At 62.0% G+C, this 23,281-nt stretch carries 18 protein-coding genes; 1 reads left to right on the plus strand and 17 read right to left on the minus strand.

Features of this window, described 5'->3' with window-relative positions; all coding sequences use genetic code 11:
* Positions 1-2: 2 nt before the first annotated feature.
* From ALIDE2_RS10220 to ALIDE2_RS10245, 7 genes are read right to left on the minus strand one after another with little or no spacing between them, the layout of a single operon-like run.
* Positions 3-779, minus strand: a complete 777-nt coding sequence (locus ALIDE2_RS10220) for an SMODS domain-containing nucleotidyltransferase (RefSeq protein WP_009238710.1) — start codon at positions 777-779, stop codon at positions 3-5.
* Between the two features lie 4 nt (positions 780-783).
* A complete protein-coding gene (locus ALIDE2_RS24370) occupies positions 784-1,305 on the minus strand; it encodes an SLATT domain-containing protein (RefSeq protein WP_009238711.1) in 522 nt (173 codons plus the stop codon).
* Positions 1,306-1,330: 25 nt separating this feature from the next.
* Positions 1,331-4,402, minus strand: coding sequence for a type I restriction endonuclease subunit R (locus ALIDE2_RS10225; RefSeq protein ID WP_009238712.1), 3,072 nt, complete (start codon positions 4,400-4,402; stop codon positions 1,331-1,333).
* The gene (locus tag ALIDE2_RS10230; RefSeq protein WP_009238713.1) at positions 4,389-5,813 is read right to left on the minus strand and encodes a restriction endonuclease subunit S domain-containing protein; all 1,425 of its coding nucleotides are present in this window, start codon (positions 5,811-5,813) and stop codon (positions 4,389-4,391) included. Before ALIDE2_RS10230 ends, ALIDE2_RS10225 begins: the two co-directional genes overlap by 14 nt.
* Positions 5,813-8,197, minus strand: coding sequence for a type I restriction-modification system subunit M (locus tag ALIDE2_RS10235; RefSeq protein WP_009238714.1), 2,385 nt, complete (start codon positions 8,195-8,197; stop codon positions 5,813-5,815). Before ALIDE2_RS10235 ends, ALIDE2_RS10230 begins: the two co-directional genes overlap by 1 nt.
* Before the next feature lie 11 nt (positions 8,198-8,208).
* On the minus strand, positions 8,209-9,927 hold the full coding sequence (locus ALIDE2_RS10240; protein WP_009238715.1) for a DUF262 domain-containing protein: 1,719 nt from the start codon (positions 9,925-9,927) through the stop codon (positions 8,209-8,211).
* A gap of 15 nt (positions 9,928-9,942) precedes the next feature.
* Positions 9,943-10,842, minus strand: a complete 900-nt coding sequence (locus ALIDE2_RS10245; protein WP_009238716.1) for a WYL domain-containing transcriptional regulator — start codon at positions 10,840-10,842, stop codon at positions 9,943-9,945.
* Positions 10,843-11,050: 208 nt separating this feature from the next.
* Between ALIDE2_RS10245 and ALIDE2_RS10250 the strand changes: the two genes are divergently transcribed.
* Positions 11,051-11,455, plus strand: coding sequence for a lysozyme (locus ALIDE2_RS10250; RefSeq protein ID WP_009238717.1), 405 nt, complete (start codon positions 11,051-11,053; stop codon positions 11,453-11,455).
* A gap of 81 nt (positions 11,456-11,536) precedes the next feature.
* Here the strand turns inward: ALIDE2_RS10250 and ALIDE2_RS10255 are convergent, their stop codons facing one another.
* The 10 genes from ALIDE2_RS10255 to ALIDE2_RS10300 all read right to left on the minus strand — a co-directional run bounded on the left by ALIDE2_RS10255 (position 11,537) and on the right by ALIDE2_RS10300 (position 23,267).
* Positions 11,537-12,691, minus strand: coding sequence for a S1C family serine protease (locus ALIDE2_RS10255; RefSeq protein WP_009238718.1), 1,155 nt, complete (start codon positions 12,689-12,691; stop codon positions 11,537-11,539).
* 23 nt (positions 12,692-12,714) lie between these two features.
* On the minus strand, positions 12,715-13,680 hold the full coding sequence (locus ALIDE2_RS10260) for a zinc metalloprotease HtpX (protein WP_009238719.1): 966 nt from the start codon (positions 13,678-13,680) through the stop codon (positions 12,715-12,717).
* Between the two features lie 7 nt (positions 13,681-13,687).
* Complete coding sequence (locus tag ALIDE2_RS10265) at positions 13,688-14,158, minus strand: phosphate-starvation-inducible PsiE family protein (protein ID WP_009238720.1); 471 nt, start codon at positions 14,156-14,158, stop codon at positions 13,688-13,690.
* 75 nt (positions 14,159-14,233) lie between these two features.
* Complete coding sequence (trxC, locus tag ALIDE2_RS10270; RefSeq protein WP_009238721.1) at positions 14,234-14,674, minus strand: thioredoxin TrxC; 441 nt, start codon at positions 14,672-14,674, stop codon at positions 14,234-14,236.
* Positions 14,671-16,554, minus strand: a complete 1,884-nt coding sequence (gene ftsH / locus ALIDE2_RS10275; RefSeq protein WP_009238722.1) for an ATP-dependent zinc metalloprotease FtsH — start codon at positions 16,552-16,554, stop codon at positions 14,671-14,673. Before ftsH ends, trxC begins: the two co-directional genes overlap by 4 nt.
* Before the next feature lie 27 nt (positions 16,555-16,581).
* Positions 16,582-18,012 carry a cardiolipin synthase gene (gene cls / locus ALIDE2_RS10280; protein ID WP_009238723.1) on the minus strand — a complete coding sequence of 477 codons (1,431 nt, stop codon included), beginning with the start codon at positions 18,010-18,012 and terminating at the stop codon, positions 16,582-16,584.
* A 17-nt stretch (positions 18,013-18,029) separates the two neighbouring features.
* A complete protein-coding gene (gene clpK / locus ALIDE2_RS10285) occupies positions 18,030-20,879 on the minus strand; it encodes a heat shock survival AAA family ATPase ClpK (protein WP_009238724.1) in 2,850 nt (949 codons plus the stop codon).
* 93 nt (positions 20,880-20,972) lie between these two features.
* A complete protein-coding gene (locus tag ALIDE2_RS10290) occupies positions 20,973-21,542 on the minus strand; it encodes an Hsp20/alpha crystallin family protein (RefSeq protein WP_009238725.1) in 570 nt (189 codons plus the stop codon).
* A gap of 32 nt (positions 21,543-21,574) precedes the next feature.
* Positions 21,575-21,856, minus strand: a complete 282-nt coding sequence (gene mads1, locus ALIDE2_RS10295; protein WP_003454941.1) for a methylation-associated defense system helix-turn-helix domain-containing protein MAD1 — start codon at positions 21,854-21,856, stop codon at positions 21,575-21,577.
* A 739-nt stretch (positions 21,857-22,595) separates the two neighbouring features.
* Positions 22,596-23,267 carry an SOS response-associated peptidase gene (locus ALIDE2_RS10300; protein WP_013518706.1) on the minus strand — a complete coding sequence of 224 codons (672 nt, stop codon included), beginning with the start codon at positions 23,265-23,267 and terminating at the stop codon, positions 22,596-22,598.
* Positions 23,268-23,281 lie beyond the last annotated feature (14 nt).

A 23,281-nucleotide genomic window follows, 5' to 3' on the forward strand; every position in this document is an offset into this window, starting at 1 on the left:
CCTCAGAGCCTGAACAACTTCTTGACCTCATTCTCAGCCGTTACCGGCATCTGGTCTTTCTCGCATTGCCTGACCTTGGCCACAATAGTTTTTGCACGCGTGATTTCATTATTGACTCGTTGCGAGTAAGACGAGTCGGTGCTCAGATTGTCGATTACCGAAAACAGGTAGTCCTTTTGATTCGACTGGAACCAAAAGCCCTGACCACAAATCCACTTCTCCATCGCAAATGAATCGAATGGAAATCCGCTGGCCGCATTCCAATATTTCATCAGACGAATAGTTGGCTTGATCAAAGAGTTGTTGTCCTTGTTCTTTGCTTCAAGAGTGGCGTTGAAGTCGTTCGGATTCGTGGTCATCCAACCGCCTGACCCGTTGGGAATCTGAAGCTCGCCGAGCCACGTTTTTGTCGCGGGCACCAGATCGAACTTGATGTGGTTCAACTCGAGAACAATGGTCGGGCTGGACTGATAGATTTCCGATGAGCCGTACCGTTTTTCGACAAAAGTCTTCAACCTATTCAGGTAAGTCTGCGGCGTGGCGCTGCCATCGCTGAAGACCACCATGTAATCAATATCGGACTGTTCGTCCATTGAGCGCGGCAGGATCGTGCCTCGCGTTGAAGAGCCGAATCGGAAATGCTGCGCAATTACGCCGCTGTCAAAGTGCAGCGCCATCCGCGATTGAAGTGTGATGATCGAAGTCGTGATCGACGACTGCTCAGTTGTGGAGAGCACGGCACTGCTGGCCGTGTCCGTCAGAAAACTCAATACCGACATCCTGTCATTTCTCCTTGTCCACTTTGTGGGTGGCTTCGCCTTCTTCTATGCCTTTGCGTGCGGCCACAAATGCGCGCCGTGGAATGCTCGGGCTCTTCTGGTTCAGCTCATTTCGTGCAGAGGAAAGTGCCTTCAATCTCTCAGGAAGCTCTCCCAGCCGATCGGTCTCAAGCAATTCGATCTCGCGAAAAAAACGGGCTTCATTCCGAAGAGCCAAGAACTGTCCGGCAGCTGCCCGGTGCATTGCAGCGCGCTCGTTGGGCTTGAGAAAGGTCATCAACCCCGTCAGCAGCGAAGCCAGCAAGGTGAAGGCACTGGCCCACTCGGGTTGGCTTTTAATCAGAGCGGCACCTGCAATCGCACCAAGTGCGGTCGCTGGCACACCGAGCCAGTAGTTGCGCCGAACCCATGTGTCTTCGGCATTGAAATGCCCCTTGCTCGAATACAGGGCGTCTTCTTCCAGTCGCTCGGCCTCTCTGCAAAGGGCAGAAATCTTGGCTTGATCCTGTGGCGATGCACCGGCCATCACGTACTCCCGCACCAATTCGTTCTCATGCTGACGCTCCAGCCTGTGGCGGAGCCTTCGGCGGAACCGTCCCCTGCTGATAGGTCGCATCGAAAACGGTGTCCGTCAGCCAGCGCTTGAAGTTGGGGTTGTCGCTGAACTGCTTGAACAGTTCGGTGTGGTCGGACAGCAGCTCCAGCACCACGCGGTTGAGCGCCTTATCGTGCTCCAACTTGGCGTTCTGCTTGTCGGAGTTCGCCTGCGCATTCTGGTAAGCCTTGTCCTGCGCCACTCGCGCCGGGATCTCCTCGGCGATGACCTTGCGGATCTTGTCCTCGTCCTTCCACTCGATGTTGCCGAATAGGTCGTTGAAGGTCTTGATGATCGCGGAGAGTTTGTCGATGTCTGCCTCGCCCTTGCCGCCACCGCCGCCCGGCGGTACTGGCTCGACCGTGGCGTCGGCGTCGGCCATCGCCATCTTCAGCGCCGCTTTGGCCTCCACACGGTAGCTGTCCATGTCGATAGTCTCCAGCACCCCCTTGGATAGGTCTTCCTCCTTGGGCGCGGGCAATTTGGGAATGAGGAAGTTCAGGAAGATCGACAGCTTCTCCCACGTCGGGTGGCCGTAGCTCAGGATCGCGGCGAGGAAACCGTAACTGCGCACGAAGGCCTTCGCCTTCCCCTTGAACTTGACCTGATCGTCCTCGCCGAGCTTGTCGGTGTATTCGACCACGCAAGCATCGAGGATGGGGTCGAGTTTGTCCCGGTCTGCGCCGCTCAAGTACAGCGCCACCAAGTCTTCCACCTGTTGCCAGCTGTACACCTGCTGCCCGTCGAGTTCGGCCTTCAGGTCGTGCAGTTTGTTGGCGTCGGTTTCGCCGGTCTGGATGGTCGCGCGGTAGTAGTCCTGGAACGCCGCCTTCACCGCCTCGGCGTTGTCGGCGAAGTCGAGCACAAAGGTGTCGTGCTTCTGCGGATGCGCGCGGTTCAGGCGTGACAGGGTCTGCACTGCCAGCACGCCCGCCAACGGCTTGTCCACGTACATCGTGTGCAGCAAGGGCTCATCGAAGCCGGTGACGAACTTGTTGGCGACGATCAGGAAGCGATACGGGTCTTGCTTGAGGTTGGCCGGAATGTCCTTGCTCGGAAACCCGTTCAGATCGGCCTCGGTCTTTTTCTGGCCACCGATCTCGAAGTCGCCCGAGTACGCCACGATGGCCTTGTACGGGCTCTTGATCTGCGTGAGGTAGTCCGACACCTCGCGCCAGTAGTCGATGGCCCGCGCGATGCCGTTGCACACGATCATCGCCCGCGCCTTGCCGCCGATCTTCTGCTTGCCCGCGACCTGTGCGATGAAGTGATCGACCATGATCTCGGCCTTGCGGCGGATGGCCTTGTCGTGCGATTCGACGTAGTGGCGGATTTTCTTCAGCGCCTTCACCTTGTCGAATTCCGGGTCGTCCGCCACCGTCTTGGCCACTTGGTAGAAGCTGTCGTAGGGGGTGTAGTTCTCCACCACGTCGAGGATGAACTTCTCCTGGATGGCCTGCTTGGTGGTGTAGGTCAGTTCTTCGGGCGAGCGGAACTGCACCTTGTCGCCGACCAGAGTCTTCTCACCGAACAACTCCAGCGTCTTGTTCTTGGGCGTGGCAGTGAAGGCGAAGTAGCTCGCGTTGGCGAGCAGCTTGCGCGAGGCGATGCGCTTCTCGATTTCCGCGTTCACCGCATCCTGCGTGCTGTCCTCCTCGAACTCCTCCTCGGCCACCTTGCCGCCGAGGGCTTCGTGCATCCGCGCCGTGGTCTTGCCGCCTTGGCTGGAATGCGCCTCGTCGATCAAAAGCGCGAAGCTCTTGCCGGAGAGGTCGCCCAGCTCATCGAGGATGAACGGGAATTTCTGCACCGTGGTGACGATGATCTTCTTGCCCCGGCGCAGGTACTCGCGCAGCTCCTGCGCGTTGTCGGAGTGGCCGAAAATTGCCGCGACGTGGTCGTAACCCTTGATGGTGCGGGCGATCTGCGTGTCCAGCGCGCGCCGGTCAGTGATGACGACGATGGAGTCAAACTGCGCCGTCATCGGGTCGTCCTTGCGGCGCAATTCCACCAACTGGTGCGCCAGCCAGGCAATGGTGTTGCTCTTGCCGCTGCCTGCCGAATGCTGGATCAGATAACGTTTGCCCACCCCATCGGTATGGGCACGGCGCAGCAGGGCACGCACCGTGCGCAACTGATGGAAGCGCGGGAAGATCTGCTTGCGCTTCTTGCGTTTCTTGCCGCTGGCGTCTGCTTCTTCCTCCTCCACCACCTGCGCGTAACTCTCGATGATGTTGGCCAGCGACTCGCGGTTCAGCACCTGCTTCCACAGGTAATCGGTCTTCAGACCATCCGGGTTGGGCGGATTGCCTGCACCGCTGTTCCAGCCCTGGTTGAATGGCAGGAACCACGATGCCTTCCCCTTGAGCTCGGTGCAGAACGCGGCCTCCGCGTCATCGACCGCGACGTGCGCGACGCAACGACCCAGCTGGAACAGCAGCTCCTGCGGGCTGCGCGTGGTCTGGTATTGGACGATGGCGTCGGCAAGGGTCTGCTTGGTCAGCGAGTTCTTCAGCTCGAAGGTCAGCACCGGCAGGCCATTGATGAAGATCGCCAAGTCCAGTTCGTTGCCGGAATCGTTGCTGTAGCGCACCTGCCGGGTGACGCTAAAAATGTTCTTGCCGAAGGCATCCGCTGCGGCAGCGTTGCCCGGCGTGGGCAGCAGCTTGTACAGATCGACGTGTACCGGTCCGTGGCTAACTCCCTTGCGCAGCACGTCCACAACGCCACGCTTGGTGATCTCGCCCTGTAGCCGGTGCAGGAATTGGGTGCGCTTAATGCCGTCCGCCGCCAGCTCCAGTGTCTCCACCGCCTTGGGCTGGGTGGCCTGCAAGAAGGCCAGCAACTGCGCCACATCCAGCGCCACGTCGCGGTTGTAGTCGGTGGGCTTGCCCTGCACGTAGCCGTTGTGGGTGGCGGCGAAGTCCGTAGGAGCCAGCGCGTGGCTGTACTCGGGCTGTGGCACACCGGTCAAGCCGCGTACCACGCGCGCCTCGAACCAGCGCTCGCTGGTATCAGTCTTCGCCATCGCCATCCTCCTCTTCGGTCACATCCTCTTGGTCATCGCCGAGCGCAGCCAGCGCCGCGTCGTCTACCACGTCGTCCGGGTCAGGCTGCCAGCCGCGTACGTCCACTTGGCCGGTGACCACATCGGCAATCAGGCGGTCGCGGTACTCGCGGATCAGCTTGATTTCCTCTTCCGTGCGGGCGATGGCGTCGTCCAGCGGTTGGCACTCATTGGTGATCCAGCGACAGATGGATTGCTGTTCTTCGACCGGCGGCAAGGCAACGACAGCGTTTTTCACGTCGTGCTTGCCAAGTGCAAAGCGTGTGACGCCGGTGGCAAGAACGTGGAACTGCTGCGCCGTACGCGCCGAGCCGATGGCGCGAAACAGGAACTCGCCCAACACCCGATTCGGTACGGGGCGCAGCAGGCCGAGGTGATATGCGCAAACCACGCCGGGCAGGTCCTCCGGCACCCACGCGGGCACGCCAATGTCGTCCGGTGTTTCGGAATCCTTGGTCAGAATGACATCACCCGCTTTCAGCGTCAGGCGGGCGATCTCCGCCTCCGTCGCTGTGGCGCGCATCAAGTCCATATCGCCGGTGATGCGGTCGTTTTTGTAGACGTCGGTGTAATTGCACAGGCGCACCGGTGTTTCGTGGTCGTGCGAGTGTTTGTCTACGCCGCTGAAGCGCACGTCCGCAATGTGCTTAATGAAGGCGACTTCCCAATGCTCCGGCACCTCACCCAGCCATTCGATGCCGGACGGCTTCAGCGTCACCGATGCATCTAGGCCGTGTGTTACGGCGTGGTCGATGATGCGTAGCTTCTGTTCGGTGAGCAGCTTGATGAGATCGCGCTTGACCTGGATGAAGCGGGCGATGTGGGCATCTTGTGCACGGAGATAGGCAACGATCTGGTCTTGCTCGGGGCGCGGAGGCAGCGGAATCTCCAGCGCCGTGAAGCGATCCGAGTAGAGGCGCAAGAAGCCTGAAGTGCCTGTCCCAAGCCCCTTCGATTCCGAACGGAACAACCCGCGCATTGGCCACGAACGGAACAGGTGGCCGAGATATTCTGGGTTGTCGTCGCGGAGCAAGCGGAATACGGCGTAGTCCGGGCTGACTAAACCGGGCTGGCGGTTGCGGAAGAACATGGCGTTGCCCGCCTGCATCCGGTTCAATACAAGCTCGTCCGGTTGTGCCTTCTTGTAGCCAATGAGGTTCTCTGGGGCGATGCGCTTTACCGAGACATCGTTATGCGGCACCAAGCCCCGCTGCATACGCATTGACAGCAGCGTCTCCTCGCCGGCTTTCGACCGATCGTCAATCTCCCGCAAGAAATTTTTGGCACGCAGCAGCGACCAGTGCTCCGGCACACGCGGTACCCAGCGCGAACGAAGCGGCTGGTAGTTCGGATAGGGACTCGCCACCGCCATCACGCGCCCCCCACGATCTTGTGCAGCAAACCTTCGCTTTGCTGCTCCAGCGCGAGGATGTCGGCGCGGATTTCTGCCAGCGTGCGCAGCGGCGCGGGCTTGTAGAAATAGCGGGCAAACGAAATCTCGTAGCCGATCTGGGTCTTATCCGTGGCGATCCAGGCGTCCGGCGCGTGCGGCAATACTTCGCGGGCAAAGAAGGCGTCGATGCCGCCCGGTTCCTTCAATGGCACCTGCTCGGTGTCGCGCAGCTCGCTGTCGGGCTCGTACTCGACCATGAAGCGATCCTTGCCCACGGTCTCCAAGTACGCACCATCGAAGCCGGGCTCAAAGTGTTCGCCCGCCTTGAGCTTGCTGCGCTTGGCGATGACCGGCGGCGCTGCTTCGTCGCGCCAGCTCACCGCCTTGTAGATGGCCTTCTTCTCCGGCGCACCGAGCTTTTCGCCCCGCGCCTTCAGTGCAGCATCGAAGCGGGTGCGGAACTCATTGTGGTCGTCGAACACGGCGCTGCCCAATGCCTGCTGCGCCCGTTGCGCCACTTCCATCAGCCCCTTGTCGCGCTGCCACGTCGTTGCGTCTAGCAGCTTCTTGCGCCGCTTGGCGGGCACGGCCTTGCGGGCTGCGGGGGCCTCACTGTCATCGCCGCTGTCGCTGTCTTCGCTGTCGTCGTCTTCGTTCTCGTCCTCGCCTTTCAGCCACGCCTCGATGGCCGGTTTGCGCTTGGCAAACTCGGTGTAGAGCGCGTCGCCATGGGTGGCGTAGATCTCGGCGCGCAGCGCCTCGTCGCCGGTGGCAAAACGCAGGGGCTCGATGCGTTCGTCGGAGAGCTGGCTTTTCAGGCGCAGCGGGCGTTCGACGGTGATCTTCCAGTAGCCGAAGTCCTGGGTGTCGAACCATTTGGACTGGGCGGTTTCCTGCGCCTCGCCCAGATACAGGTCGAGGATGCGGGCAATGTCGGCGTCAGCCAGTTCGCAGTTCTTCTTGCCGAGGTTGCGGCGCAGCGGCTGGAACCAGCCGCTGGCGTCGATCAACTGCACCTTGCCACGGCGCGCTTCGGCCTTCTTGTTGGCCAGCACCCAGATGTAGGTGGCGATGCCGGTGTTGTAGAAGATGTTGAGCGGCAGGGCGATGATGGCTTCGAGCCAGTCGTTCTCCAGCACCCAGCGGCGGATGTTGCTCTCGCCCTGGCCTGCGTCGCCGGTGAATAGCGCCGAGCCGTTATGCACCAGCGCGATGCGGCTGCCCAGCGGCGTGTTGTGCTTCATCTTTTGCAGCTTGTTCACCTGGAACATGAGCTGCCCGTCGCTGGAACGGGTGAGGAGCTTGAACTCGGCGTTGCCCGCGTGGCTGACGATGAAGCGCGGGTCGTTGAATTCCTTCTTGCCTCCCATGCGCTCCAGATCGGTCTTCCAACTCTTGCCGTAGGGCGGGTTGGAGATCATGAAATCGAATTCGCGGCTGCGGAACTGGTCGGCGGACAGGGTGGACTTGTCCGCGCCGCCGACGATGTTCTCGGCCTCTGCGCCTTCGCCCTTCAAGAGCAGGTCGGCCTTGCAGATGGCGTAGGTCTCGTCGCTGATCTCCTGCCCGAACAGGTGGATCGATACTTCCTTGCCGTGTTCCTCTGCCAGTTCATGCAAGGCTTCCTCGGCCACGGTGAGCATGCCGCCTGTACCGCAGGAGCCGTCGTAGAGCGAATAGGTGCTGGAATCGATCCGGTCGGCCACCGGCAGGAACAGCAGTTTGGCCATAAGCTGCACCACGTCGCGCGGGGTGAAGTGTTCGCCTGCCTCTTCATTGTTGTCTTCGTTGAAGCGGCGGATTAACTCCTCGAACACCGTGCCCATGCCGTGGTTGTCCAGCGCGGGCAGCTTGATGCGGCCGTCGGCATCCTTCACCGGCAGCGGCGCGAGATTGACCTCGGGGTCGAGGAAGTCATCGATCAGGTAGCCAAGGACGTGGGAATCCACCAGCTTCTGGATCTGGTTGCGGAAGTTGAACTTGGTGAGGATTTCCTGCACGTTGGGCGAGAAGCCGTCCAGGTACGCAATGAAGTCATCGCGCAGCCGCTGCCCCGCCGCGCTGGCCTTCAGCTTGGCCAGCGTGAACTCCGAGACGTTGTAGAACGCCTGGCCTGCCGCCATGCGCAGCGCGCCGTCCTGCTCGGCCACCTTGTGGGTGTCCAGGAACTTCTTGCGCTCCAGCACCGCGTCCTTGGTGGCTTCGAGCACGGCGTCGAGCCGTCGCAGCACGGTGAAAGGCAGGATCACGTCACGGTACTTGCCGCGCACGTAAACGTCGCGCAGACGGTCGTCAGCGATGTTCCAGATGAAGTCGGAAATCCACTTGATCTGGCTTTGGTCTTGTTGTTGTTTCTTCTGCATCGATACCTTCCTCAGCTCGGCGCCGTGCCTGTGGAGACGGCGAGATTCCAATGATCTTTGAGGACCCCCACTAGGCGTTTCTGGCGTTCGGCCAGAAGCGTGGGCGTCCACTCGTTTTCTGCTCTGACTTCCTGCGTCAACACGAAGGGCGACGCCTTGCCTTTGCCCCTGAAGTAGGCGTCCTTCTTCTTGGCAAAGTCGTAGTTGCTGGCAGACGAGTTCTTGTTTCTGTCCAGCGGAACCAGATTGGCCAAACGGTGCGTCCAGCCATCGCGCTCGTCTTCATCCGGAAACCATTTGATCCAGTCCGAACCGTCAGGCGGTGTTTGCGGCAGGACGTGCTCCAGCGAGACGGCATCTTGAAGCTGCACGCCGGGGGCGCGCACCAAGGACTCAAGACGCAAAACCAGCGCCATCCGGGCCTTGGGCAGATCGTCGTACACGTCTCCATCGAGTGCCGCGACGAACTTGCGCTTTTGCGCGTCTGTCAGTGCCAGCGTGGTGAGCGCAGCCAGATCCCCCTTGAAGGTCTCCGGTTCGACTTCCTTGGTGAGCGCGGCGTAGGTTTCGATGCGCTCGTTGATGCCCACCTTGGTGACCAGCAGGAAATAGGTCAGCCGTTCCAGTGACTGGAAAAACTCTGCGAGCAGTTTGGGTTGCTGCCGGAAACGCTTGAAGTAGACCAGTGCCGGGGGCACCCAGTCCTTGAAGTCCACGCGGTTGAGCCAAGACAGGTGTTCATTGATCGTCTCGGCATGTTCGGTGGCCTCGAAGTCGGCGTCGCGCACGAAGTCCCACACCTCGGCGTAAGGCTTTATGACCTTGTCGACGAGGTCGACAGGGGTCTTGTACTCGGTGACGTGCTCCTGGAACTCCTTGACCAGGATGTACTTCTGCTTCTTCTTGGCGTAGATGCTGCGGATGTGGCCAAACAGGTCGCCGAAGGCGTCACGGCCCAGAGAGCTTTCGATTCGGCTCCACTCTTTTGCGTAGGCTCGGCTCTTGACGTCGCCTGCCGTGGTGCGGATCAGGCCTAGCACCTGCGCCTTGATGATGTCGATAGGCGCGAGGTCGAGTCCCCGGTTGTTGAGCACGGAGAAAATGCGGTACGCGGCTTCAAGATCGGGCGTGGAGATGACGACCAGCGAGCAGTCGTTGGCGAGGAACTGCCACAGAGCAATCAGTTCGGCGGGCGGAAGCGCCTTGGCCTTTTCGAGCAGCAGCGTGGCGTTTTCACGGTAACGAAGGCGGCTGTCTTTCAATTTGTCCGTACTGGCGACCAACTGTGCGATGCCACCCGGCTCCTGGATATTGGTGCGGAAGAAGTCAGCATCTTCCTCGCGGGCGGTCAGGCGATACTCGTTTTTCTCGCCAAGACTGACCTTGCCTTTTTTGTAGAGGAAGTCGGTGATGTCTTCTGCCGCATCCGGCATCACGGTGCGCAACACGGCGAACAGCATCGTGAGCGTAGACAGGCGTTGCTGGCCGTCGACCACCGATGACTTCGGGTCCCGGTCGTTCTTGATCAGAACGATGCTGCCCAGGAAGTATTGGCTGCTGGCCCCCGAGATACGCGCGTCCTGCATCGCCGCGTACAGATCATCGAACAGCTCCGTGGCCTGCTCGATTGTCCAGGCGTAGGGGCGCTGGTAGTCCGGAATTTCGAACTGGTAGCTGCCTTCGAAGATCTCCCGGATCAGTTTGTCGTGGGCTTCAAGTGTCTTGGCCATTGGTTTTCTTCTTTCCTATCTTTTCTTTGGGCTGCTTGGGGCTTGGTAGCCCGGAGCCAGCTTGGCGTTCTCGACGCCGTACAGCGCAAGCGGATCGCTGAGCCACAGGCGGTACTGTTCTTCCTTGAGACGATGGTCGGGCGAGCAGTCCACGCTCCAGCGCAGCAGCATGTAGCCCGCGACGGCGGCGCGAACGCGCATCCTGATCGAGCCGTCGGTCATCCCGTAGTCCATCTTGATGACCTCGGGGCGCTCAAGGCGCGGGTGGGGCACGAAGTCCAGCTCGACGATGCGCGTCCACTGGATGTCGTTGTCCGGCCGCTCAAAGGCCTGTGGCTCCTCGTCGAGCAGCGTTGGCGCTTCGATACGGGTAACGACGAAGTCCCGAAACTCTCCGCTCTTGCGATCAAAGGCTCGGACGTGCCAACGCAGACCGGTGTCCACCAGGGCAAAGGGCACGATGACCCGCTCGGACTCTCCGCTGCTCATCGAGTGGTAGCGGATGGCGACGGGTCGCTTGGCGTGGATCGCCCGGCAGACCGGGGCCAACACATCCATCCTGGGGTTGCTCAGAGCGGTAGGCGACTCGCACGGCAGCAGCGGCTGCGTTGCGCCGGTCACGCCATCGCCGAAGCCCAGAGCCAGCGCCGACAGCACGCGCTGCGATGCGTGGTCGAACAGCGGGGAGAACGCCTGCCCGATGCGGTAGATCTTGTTGCTGCCGTCGAAGGTGATGTTCTGCGGCGCGATTTCCCGGTACAGCGCCAAATCGCGTGTCGCCCCTGCCGGAGCAACGCCAAAACGGTCGATCAGGTCGGGGCGGCCAATCTCACCGAAGAAGTAGAGCCGGAAGTCGATGTAGGCCAGCCGCTCGCGCTGGGCGTGGCTCAAGCTCTCAACGCGCTGGGGATGCATGGTCAGGTGATCCTCACCCACGGAAGATGACGGTTAGACCGAAATTGGTTGTTCGATTGCTCATTTCTAGGCAGTTTACATCATCAAATTGATGACATAATACTCTGCGACGGAAGCTGGGGCAATGAGGTATGGCGAGTGAATGCCGGGGTAGTGTGAAGTTGATCGGTTTGCGCTCCTCGCCGTCCAGGATTTCGCTTGTCGTAAGGTGAAGCGTGGAATCGAGATCACTGCCATTCCCTACATCTGCCCCGCAGGCTTCTGGACGATTGGTTACGGCCACTTCTGCGATCCGAAGCATCCGCCGATCACGGAGGCAGAAGCCGAGGCCTATCTGGCGCGAGATCTGCAGACGGCTCTGGCGGCGACGCTGCGCTACTGCCCTGTGCTGGCCACCGAGCCCGAGAGCCGGATCGCGACCATCGTGGACTTCACGTTCAACCTCGGGGCGGGGCGGCTGCAGACCTCGACGCTGCGACGGCGGATCAACCAACGAGACTGGAGTGCAGCCGCAACAGAGCTGCGTCGATGGGTCTATGGTGGCGGCAAAGTGCTGCCGGGACTCTTCGCGCGACGAGAGGCTGAAATTTCCTTACTGGACACCAAAGTGTAGGGCATCGAGTTTCTGCGGCGCGAATACTTCATGCATCCCATCGTTATTCTTTGCCGATCCCCAGAAGTCATCAACTCCAGATCAGGCGCCAGGTTGCAACTCCACGCGCACTTCCCGTGGCTTACCGGCCCGCTCGACTGACAAGACCACAACATCTCCTACCTTTTGGTCGTCAAGCCGTGCGAGCAGTTTGGCGACATCGTCGACGGGAGCGCCGTCTATGCCTGTGATACGGTCTCCCGGCACGATGCCTTCGGGGCCAACGGTGATACCGCTCAGCCCCGCCTTTTGCGCCGCTGAGCCAGGGGCGACACGGAGCACAAACACGCCTTGGGTACTGGTCAGTGCCTGCAATCGGCGGTTGAGCTGCTCGTCTACCTCGATCCCAAGCGCCGGACGGATGTATTTGCCGGTCTTGATAAGTTGTGGCACCACACGCATGACCGTGTCCACCGGTACGGCGAAGCCAATCCCAGCCGATGCACCGGAAGGGCTGTAGATCGCTGTGTTGATGCCGATCAGACGGCCGGCGGAATCGAGCAACGGCCCACCCGAGTTGCCGGGGTTGATAGCGGCATCGGTTTGAATCAGGTGTTCGATGGTCACTCCGCCAGATTCTCCGGGCAGCGATCGATCTAGCGCGGACACGATGCCGTTGGTGAGTGTCCAATCCAGGCCGAAGGGGTTGCCGATGGCGAACACCTTTTGTCCCACCTTGAGGTCTGCGCTGGTGCCGACCGGAACGGCGGGCGGGCGCTGGAAGCCGACGCCGATTTTGAGCACCGCGATATCGTGTGCCGGACTCACTCCGACCAGCGCGGCTTGGTAATCGCGGCCGTCGGCCAGTTTGACCGTGGCCTCCGACGCCCCCTGAATCACATGAAAGTTGGTAACGACATGACCGGCGTCATCCCAGATGAAACCCGAACCCGTCCCGCGCGGCACGGAAAAGACGTTGCGCGTCCAGACATCTCGTACCAGTTGGGACGTCGTGATGTAGACCACCGATCCCCGGGATTTCTCGAACAGTTCGATGGTGGCCTGTTCGTCAGCGGCCAGATCGCCACGCGGCGTGACGGTGCGCTCAGCGGCTTGGCGCGGGCTGAACCAGGCCTCGATGGCGGGCAGGAACTGCCAGAACAGCATGAGTGCGGCAACGCACGCAGTGATGAAGAGCCACCGCCGGACGAAATGATCCGGAGCTGGGCGTTGTGGGTAAGGATCGTGGTAAGCCATGGCGGGGGTTCCTTTCGAGTGATTTAGCGCCAAAGGCCGCTCAGGCCCCGGCGTGGCGGGCGCATCGGGGCGAACGACCTTGGCGCGAGATATTCCGTTTGGTACGGCAGGGCCTGCGATGGCTGAGGCGCCAACGCCATCAGGCGCGCGATACGATCCTCTGTCGCCGGATGCGTGCGCAACCAGGACGGTTCGGGATTCCCCCAGCCGGGCAACAACCAGGCTCGCCACGAGCGGCTCACCCGCTCGATCTTCGCCAGCGCCGAGGCGAGCCCGTGCGGATCTCCCGTCAGCTCTACTGCCATCCGGTCGGCATCGAACTCTCGCACACGTGACAGACCCAACTGTGCGAGCAGTGCAAGTTGCGGCGAAGCGGCCAACAACAGTAAGCCAATCCAGTTAATTTCTGCTGCACCGACCAGCAAGGCTGGCATGCTGATCAGGAGCGCGACCTGACCCAACAACGCCAGCAGGTTCGTGAGCCGGCTGATCGAATCGGCCAAGCCCATGACACGAAGATCTTCTTGAGCGATGTGCGCGACTTCATGCGCCAGCACGGCTTGCAGTTCGCGCATACTCAGGCTGCGGAGCAGGCCATCGGTGAGGGCAATGGAGGCAAGGCGCCTGGAGCCGGTGGCAAAGGCATTGACGATGTCGCTGGGCACATAGTACGGAACCGGCGTGTTCGGCAATCCTGCGCGAGCTGCGAGCGCTCGCAGCAACGACCAGATTGCGGGGGCTTCATCAGGGCGCAAGGGACGGGCGCCATACAGACGCAAGGTCATCGCGGAGGCGGCGACAGGTTCGATCAGCAGGGTCAATGCGCATGTTGCCAGTGCCAGCCAAAGGCCAATCTCGCCGAACAGCAGACTGCCAGCGGCAGCTGCGATCCCCACCAGGGTCAAAACCAGCAGCGCGGTTTGAAAGCGATTGAGCCAGCGGTGCCTCGACCTGGCATCGTGTCGGCCGACTAGACCATAGGGGGTCATGCCTCCATTACTCGCTCTTGCGGTCATCGCGTTCACGCATGAGCCAATAGGTCAGACCCAAGGCCAGTACCGTCCCCGCCAGCGCGGCCACTTTGGCAGGATCAACGTCGGGTTCTAGGATGATGAACTTGCGGGCCAGTGCCAGGATCGCGATCAGAATGACGGTCTTGACCTGGATGATGCTTTCCTTGCGCAGAGCCACTTTGACGATCGAATGCTTGAATTCCATGGCGATCAGCAGCGTCATGGTGGCACCGAACACCAGCTGGAAAACCTTATGATCCAGTGGATTCAGCGCATCCATGACGAGCAGTGTGAACACCAGCCGAATCAACTGAATCAGCGAAATCACAATTACCAACGCGATGACGCCCGAAAGCGTGATGGCAACGAACTGCTCGAAGCGCTCGTAAACCGTCATCAACCGCCACTGGGAGCGTATCTCGTCAAGGGCCGTGTGGCCAGATTCTTTATTCATAAGCGTTGCGCTCTCTCTTTCAATGAAACGTTAATGGAACGGAGAGTCCGAGAAGACGACTCGATCACACCTGAATCACCGGGGCAATTGCGAAGCCACCCAGCGCATAATGTCCTGCGCGCCCATGGCGCCCGCCTGACGTGCAACCTCATGTCCCCCCCGGAACAAAATCAGGGTTGGAATGCTGCGAATACCGAACTGGGCGGCCAGGTGAGGCTCGGCCTCGGTATTTACCTTGGCCAACCTCACCTTGGGTTCAAGCAGGGAGGCTGCCTGCTCGAACTGCGGCGCCATCATCTTGCACGGTCCACACCACGGCGCCCAAAAGTCAACCAGCAGCGGCAGGTCACTGCGCTCCAGATGACGGGCGAAGGTCGCTGTGGTCAGATCAATGGGTTCTCCGGTGAACAGCGGGTGCTGGCACCGCCCGCAATTGGGCTTCTCTGCCAACTTGTTGGCTGGCACGCGATTGATGGATTGGCAGTGTGGGCAGACGATATGAATGCTGTCACTCATGAGGGGGCTCCTTGGGACACAGAGGAAGTAATGGCTCCGGCAGTTGGGCCGCTGTGACATGGGGATTCGAGCTGTAGCCCTTGCGTCAGTTGCCGGATGCTGTATTCATCCAGCGTTTCCCGTGCGAGCAGTTCGCGCGCGCACCGCTCCAGCACTTCTCGGTTAATTTCGAGAATTCGGTATGCACGATCAAACACACCCATCACGATGTCACGGATGGCTTGGTCGATGCGTGTCTGTGTCGATTCGGCTACCCGGCAGCCACCCTGTACCAGTTCAGGCGCATCAAGAAAACGCGGCCTCTGTGCCTCAAAAGCAACGTACCCCAAGCCCTCATCCATGCCGAAGCGCGTAATCATATCGCGGGCGATGTCGGTGGCCCGCGCGAGATCGTCTGAAGCCCCTGTGGACAGCTCGCCAAACACGAGCTTCTCAGCCGCGCGCCCTCCCAGGAGCACGGCGATCTTGTGCTCCAGGTCGGCACGTGTCATCAGAAATCGGTCTTCGGTGGGCCGCTGCAGGGTGTAGCCGAGTGCACCGATGCCACGCGGAACGATTGAAATCTTGTGTACCGGATCGGTGCCGGGCAGCGCCAGCGCCACCAGCGCATGCCCCATCTCGTGATAGGCCACGGTTTCCCGCTCCTTGGGATTGAGCACTCGGTTCTTCTTCTCCAGGCCCGCCACGATGCGCTCGATGGCGGCGGTGAAATCCTGCAACTCCACGGCGGACGCTTTGCGCCGGGTCGCGGCCAGCGCGGCCTCGTTGACCAGGTTCGCGAGGTCTGCACCCGAAAAGCCCGTGGTCAGCGCAGCCACCTGTTCGAGATCGATATCCTGAGCCAGCGTCACCTTCTTGACGTGGACTTTCAGGATGTCCAGCCGTCCCTTCTTGTCGGGCCGGTCCACCAGCACCTGACGGTCGAAGCGACCGGCGCGCAGCAGCGCCTGGTCGAGGATTTCGGGGCGGTTGGTGGCGGCGAGGATGATCAGCCCGACCGAGCTGTCGAAGCCGTCCATCTCCGTGAGCAGCTGGTTGAGGGTCTGCTCGCGCTCGTCGTGGCCGCCGATGGGGCCGCCGACGCCGCGCGCGCGGCCCAGCGCATCGAGCTCGTCGATGAAGATGATGGCCGGCGCCTGCCCGCGGGCCTGCTCGAACAGGTCGCGCACGCGCGCTGCACCCACGCCGACGAACATCTCGACGAACTCCGAGCCTGAGATGGAAAAGAACGGTACCCCGGCCTCGCCCGCCACGGCCTTGGTCAGCAGGGTCTTGCCCGTGCCGGGCGGGCCAACCAGCAACACACCTTTCGGGATGCGCGCCCCGAGCCGTCCATACTCCTGCGGATTCTTGAGGAAATCGACGATCTCAACCAACTCCGCCTTGGCCTCATCGACACCAGCGACATCGGCAAAGGTCACGCCAGTGTTCTTCTCCATGAATACCTTGGCACGGCTCTTGCCGATGCTCAGGAAGCCGCCCATGCCCTGCTTCTCGGCGAAGCGGCGGAACAGGAAGAACCAGACGCCGAAGAAGGCCACCGCCGGCAGAATCCAGGAGAGCACATCACGTAGCCAGGTGCTTTCCACCACCCGCGCGTAAGGCACGTCGTACTTGGACAGCCGCTCGGCCAGGTCGGGTTCGACGCGAGTGGCCACGATGGTGGTCTTGCCCCGGCTGTCCGGCGATTTCAGGCGCCCGGTGACCGTGCGGTCCGACACCAGCACTTCGGCGACGCGCCCCTCGGCCAGCGCCTTCTCGAATTCGCTGTAGGGCACGGGCTCGACGGTCTTGGCCGCCTGCCAGTAGTTCTGCAGCGTCAGCAGCAACAGGCCGGCGACGATCCAGTAGCCAATGTTCCATTGATCTTTCTTTTCCATGGGCAATGTTCCTCGCAAGTCGTGCCGCTAGAGAATGGGGGTGAACAGACGGGCCACCCCGTCGCGCAAGCGGATGGCCAGCGGGCGGGCGCGCAACGCCATGGCCGATATCTCGTTCGATGCATCACGGGCGGCATCAAAAAGGGATTCCAGCCGCGTAGACAGCGCGGTGTCGTACACCTCCACATTGAACTCGAAGTTGAGGCGCAGGCTGCGCGCATCCCAATTGGCCGAACCCAGGCAGCACCACTGGCCGTCTATCAGCATCAGCTTGCTGTGGTCGAACGGGCCAGGCCGTTCGAAGATGCGTACACCGTGCTCCAGCACCTGCCAGTAGTGGGCGCGCGCGGCCCATTGCACCGTGGGATGGTCGCCGTTTGCGGGCGTCAGCACCTCGACGCGCACGCCGCGCAACGCGGCCGTGCTCAGCGCCGCGATCATCGGCTGATCGGGCACGAAGTAAGGTGTCCAGATGCGCACCGAATGCTTCGCCGCGCTCAAAGCGCCCATGAAGGTCCAGCGCATCCTGTCCAGGGCCTCATCGGGACCGGCCTCGATGCCGCGCGCCCAAGAGGTTCCTTGCTCATCAGCCGTTGCGGGCGGTTCGCCCCAGAAACCCTTGCTGAGCCGCTCGCCCGTGGTATCGCACCAATCATCGGTGAAGCACCGCATCAGATGCGCAACCACCGGCCCGCGCAGACGAAAGTGCAAATCGTGACAGGCCTGCTCCGGCGCATCGGGCCGCCAATACGGGCTGCAGATGTTCATGCCACCGGTGAAACCTGTCTCGCCATCGATCACCAGCAGCTTGCGGTGATTGCGCAGATGCGCGGCATGCAGGCGCGCGGGAATCAACGTCGGGTTGAACGTAGCTGCCGGAACGCCGGCGCGTTGCAAGGCGCGGTAGGCGCTGCGGGGCGACCAGCGGGCATAGACGTCGTCGATCAGCACCCGCACTTGCACGCCGCGCTCATGAGCCCGGCGCAGCGCATCGACGAACTGCGCCCCGATGCCTTGGCTGTCGAAGATGTACGAAGCCAGCGCGACGCTGTGCCGCGCCGACTCGATGGCAGCGAGCATGGCCGGGTAGGCCTGCTCGCCATCGACGAGCGGCTCGATGCGGTTGCCGCTGGTCAGCGACTGGCCGGTGGCACGTCCCACCAGGTGCGCCAGGCCGGCAAACGGCGCCGATACGGCCTGGGGCATCGTAGGCACGAGGTCCTGCCGAACAGCAGGATCTGCCCCCGGAAACAGCCGCCGCGCCCGCCGCTGGTAACGGTTGATGCCGAACAGCCCATACAGCAGCGAACCGGCAAGCGGCAACAAGGCGATCAGCAGTACCCACAGCGTGGCCGATCGCGGGTCACGCTTGTAGATGATCGCGTGCCCCGCTGTGGGGATAGCGACCGCCAGCGACACGAGGGTGGCTGCCCATGTCAGCCCGTTGGGGTCGGACACGACAGCCTCCCCATGACTCAAGATTCGCCGCCCGCTGACTTCTTCTTGCGCGCAGGCTTGCTCGCGTCGCTCGGCGGCGTCTCGGCCACGTTCGCGGCATCGGGCTTCTCAGGCTCGGCCGGCTTCGCGGGTGGCTCCTGGCGCTCGAAGACCACCCGTTCGGCCTTGTCGTCCCAGCGGGCGCTGGCGTGATCGGCCTTGCCGATACCGCCACCCAGCATCTCGCGCGCCAGAGCAGTTTCCAGCTCGCTGCGGATCAGCCGCTTGAGCTCACGCGCGCCGAACTCGGGCTTGTAGCCTTCCTCCGCGAAGTGATCGATCAAGGTCTGATCGAAGGCGAGCGTCACGCCCTGGCTGGCGGCGTTGCGGGCCACACGATCGAGCTGCAGGCCGACGATATGGCGGATCTCCTCCTTGCCCAGCGCATGGAAGACGATGATCTCGTCGATGCGGTTGAGGAACTCGGGGCGGAAGTGTCCGCGCAGCACGTCCATCACCTCGCCCTTGGTCTTCTCGTATTCCTCGCCGGCGGCGCCACGGGCCTTCAGCCGACGCTGGATGATGTCCGAGCCCAAGTTCGAGGTGGCGATGATGATGGTATTGGTGAAATCCACCACCCGGCCCTTGCCGTCGGTGAGCCGCCCGTCGTCGAACACCTGCAGCAGGATGTTGTAGACGTCGGGGTGAGCCTTCTCGATCTCGTCCAGCAGCAACACGCTGTAGGGTTTGCGCCGCACCTTCTCGGTGAGCTGGCCACCCTCGTCGTAGCCGACGTAACCCGGAGGCGCCCCCACCAGGCGTGCCACGGTATGGCGTTCACCGTACTCGGACATGTCGATGCGCAGCAGAGCACCTTCATCGCCATAGATGGACTCGGCCAGCGCCTTGGCGAGCTCGGTCTTGCCCACGCCGGTCGGCCCGAGGAACAGAAAAGTCGCCACCGGCTTGCTGCCTTCGCGCAGGCCCGCGCGCGACAACCGCACGGCATCGGCCACCGCGCGCACTGCTTCGTCCTGGCCCACCAGGCGCTCGTGCAGCCGCTGCTCCAGATGCAGCAGCTTCTCGCGTTCTTCCACCGTCAGCTCGTTGACCGGAATGCCGGTCAGGCGCGAGACGATCTGCGCGACATGCTCGGCCTTGACTTCGGCGCTGCCCGAGGCGCGCTCGCGTTCCCATTCCTCGACAAGCTTCTTGAGTTCGGCCTCTTTGGCCTCGATGTGCTTGCCCAGCTCGGCGGCCTTGTCGTACTGCTTGCGCGAGGCCACATAGTCCTGCTCACGCCGCAGCTGGTGCAGTTCGGACTCCAGCTCTTGCACCGCCACCGGGCGGGCCGTGGCCGACAGCTTCACGCGTGCGGCCGCCTGGTCGAGCAGGTCGATGGCCTTGTCAGGCAAAAAGCGCGCGGTGATGTAGCGGTCCGACAACTCGGCGGCGGCGATGATCGCATCCTCGGTGATGCTGACCTTGTGGTGTGCCTCGAAGGTGTCGCGCAGGCCGCGCAGGATCATCATGGTCTGCGCTACCGTCGGCTCGGGCACCATCACCGGCTGGAAGCGACGCTCCAGCGCGGCGTCCTTCTCGATGTACTTCTGGTACTCGTTGAGCGTGGTGGCGCCGATCAGGTTCAGTTCGCCGCGCGCCATCATCGGCTTGAACACGTTGGCCACGTCCAGCCCGCCTTCGCCGCCACCCTGGCCTGCACCGACGATGGTGTGCACCTCGTCGATGAAGAGAATCAGCTCGCCCTGGTGCTCGGTCACTTCCTTGAGCACCTTCTGCACGCGCTCCTCGAACTCGCCCCGGTACTTGGCGCCAGCCACCATGGCATTGATGTTGAGTTCCACCAGGCGCTTGTCGCGCAGCGTCTCAGGCACTTCACCGGCCACCATGCGCTGCGCCAACCCTTCGACGATGGCGGTCTTGCCGACGCCGGGCTCGCCGATCAGCACCGGGTTGTTCTTCTTGCGCCGGGCCAGCACTTCGATGGTCGTCTCGATCTCCTGCGCGCGGCCGATGACCGGATCGAGCTTGCCCTCGCGCGCCATCTTGGTGAGGTCGCGCGAATACTTGTCGAGTTCCGGCGTGTTGGTCGGCGTCTCGGCGCGGCCATCCTCGGCCCCTTTGCCGACCACCTTGCTTACCTGCTGGCGCAGCGCTTGCGGCGTGAGGCCGTAACGGCGCAGCAGGTTGGCCGCCAAACCTTCGCCTTCCTCGGCGAGCCCGATCAGGAAATGCTCCGGCCCGACATAAGAGTGGCCGAGTTCGTTGGAGGCCACGAAAGCACGGCTGAGCGCGTCCTTGACCCGGGGCGACACGCCGATCTCGCCCTCGAACGGCTTATCGCCGCGCTTGGCTTCGGATTCGATCTGGCGCTTGAGGTCATCGACCTTGATCTTGAACTGCCCCAGGATGGTCTTGACCACGTCGCTGTCGGATAGCGCCAGCAGCAGGTGTTCGGTATCGACTTCGGCGCGCCCGAACTCTGCAGCGTGTCGGGCGGCCTCCTGCAATAGGGCCTCGGACTGTTCGCTGATACGGCTGGCGAGCCCACTGCCGCGACGGCGCGCGGTGCCCGTACCGGCCGGGGCGGGTTCGCCGAACGAGGCATCGACGACCTCGTCGGTATCGGCCGCCATGGACGGTGCGTCGTCACCGATGCGGAAGAAGTCGCTGCCAAGGAAGTCTTCGAACAGCCCGCTGCGCGAGCCGAACAAGGCTTCCAGCGGTGAGACGGTGCGCTTTTGCTGGCGCACCAGTTGGCGATAGTGATCGTCACACAACAGCATGGTGCTGTGGCGACCATTGAGATTGGCTTCCACCCGCACCGTGGCGGGCTGGCCGCAGACTTGGCATTGTTTTCTGGCCATGCTGATGCTCCTGTAAAGATTGATCTGACGAGGCACCGCCGATCGCGGTGCCTCATCTCTTTGTGGTTTTTGAGAAAAACGCGCTGCCCCGCGTCAGCCGTTGATCGGGATCGAGCGCCCCTGCTTGGGCGTACTGGCCTCGCGCTTGTCCATCGTGATCGTGAGCACGCCGTTCTTGAAAGCGGCCTTGATCGTGTCCTGGTTGGCATCGGCCGGCAGGTTCAGAGCGCGCTGAAAGCTGCCGTAGGAGCGCTCCACCCGGTGGAAACCGCCGTCTTTCGTTTCCTGCTCCTGACGCTTTTCACCGCGCACCAGCAGCACGTCGTTGTCGAGCGTGATCTGGATGTCTTTTTCCTCGATGCCGGGTACTTCCAGGGCGATCTTGTACTGCTTGTCGGTCTCCTGGATGTCCAGCGCCGGCTTCAGCATGCCCGGCCAGTCCGACGGCCAGCGTGGCATGGCCAGCGTCGGGAAACCGAAGCCTCGAAACGCGTCGTCGAACAGGCGGTCGATCTCGCGATGCAATTGCAGGATGGGACTGACGGGCCCACCCGCCACAGGCAGGTCATTGCGCTGCACCGGCAGCGAGGCAGTGCTCTGTTGTTCTTCCTGCTCCTTTTTGAACCAGTTCCAGGGAGCCAATTTCTTGAAATCAATGTCCATGTCATACCTCCAGAAATCAATTGAAGACTCACTCAATCCGCTTGCCTGCGGCTATGGATAGCGCGCCCAGGCAACACGGGATGTTTCGCTGACTTCGGCTGCTCATCTGTGCGTATCACCTCCTTCTTTCTGCCTGCTTGGATCTGATCATTGATCCATTGATCGATTTCACTTTGACGAAACCGCCACGTCCCGCCGACCTTGAAGGCCGGAATTTCCCCGTGCGCGGCGAGCCGGTAAAGCGTCCGCTTGCCGACCTTTAAGTAGGTAGCCAACTCGTCGAGTGTGAAGATCGCCTGCTGGCGCGCTGTCATACCACCCCCACAAGTTCCGTCGTCACGCGGCCTCGCTCGAGGAAATTCTTGCAAGACTTTGCAAGATATTGCGCCTAACATGCCGAAAGTCAAGAGTCAACATCCAGCGACCTGCTGGCCGATTGATGTGACTCAAATCTTCAAGGACGGTATGCCAGGGCGGGCCGGTCCGGCGCAGGGGACGGTGGGTTGATCGGGACCTTGCGGGCGCCGCCCACGGCCGCAGATCAAACACCGATCCTCACGTTGTAACCGAGCGCCCGCAGCCCCTTGCTCGTGCGCATGTTCCTTGGCGGAAACTCGTCTGGGCGCGCCCAGCCGACGATTTCCCCGAGACTGCTCAGGCCAATGTGCGGAATGGCCCAGTCGTCGCTGCGGATCGCGTTACCCAAGAAGCCCAGTGGCAGCGCAGGACGATTTTGGCCAAATCATCGAATCCACGTCCTCAAGGCCAAGGCGTTACTATTTAGTTCGGATTACGGACGCGGGTTCGGTTCCGTGTTCCACCACCATTATTGAAGCCCCAACCGTTCTCGGTTGGGGTTTTTTCTTGGCCGTTCCCCGCGTGTTTGCTGTGTTTTGGGGCATCACCCTTCGGACGCGGACGCGGCCGGTTCGCGCCGTCAGGCTCTCTGACGCCTCTCTCTTCTCTGTTTTTCTCTGGTGTCCGTGGAGTGCGCCAAAGGCGACTTCCTTGCGCCACAAGGGTTTGGAGACGGTTGGTTGTGGTTGGAGACTGCTACAGCAGCGAGGAATGCGACGCCGCCGAAACGGGCCCCGTATCGAACGTTTCCACAGGTGCGAGCCGCAGCAGGCTCTGTGCCTCGTCCACCGTGCCGCGCAGCCACTGCTCGACGTCGTCCGCATCGATGGGGATCACCGACCGCTTGTCCTGCGCATCCGGTAGCAGGTCGGGCTCGGGTTTGTGCATCCGGCGCATCAGCGGGTGTGCGTCGGCGTTGAGGGTGAGCATCGTGTAGCTCTCGACCAGTTCGCCCGTCGCCTTGTCCGCCCAGGTGTTCCAAAGACCCGCCAGACCCCAGGGTGCGCCGTCGACGCGGCGGAACCGCCACCAGACGTTCTTGCCCGTCTCCCAACACGGTTCATCGAAAGACACGGCGGGAATGATGCAGCGCTGCCCGCGCTTCCACGGGTCGCGGAAGGTGGGCTTGGCGGCCAGCTCTTCGGACCGGGCGTTGTTTGTCGAATACGGCAGCTTGGCCATCTTGGCAAAGAACGGGATCAGGCCCCATTGGCCGACGACCAGCGCCCGCGCGCCGCCCTCGGCGCGGATGAAGGGGCCGGGCGCGCGCGGGTGGATGCTGGCCGCCCACACGCTGGGCTGGCTGGCCCTGGCTTGCCAGTGGCGCTCGATGGCGGCCGGGTCGGGGGCGACGTAGCGGTTGCACATGGGCGGATTGTGGG

The sequence above is a fragment of the Alicycliphilus denitrificans K601 genome (genome assembly GCF_000204645.1).
Classification (GTDB): domain Bacteria; phylum Pseudomonadota; class Gammaproteobacteria; order Burkholderiales; family Burkholderiaceae_C; genus Alicycliphilus; species Alicycliphilus denitrificans.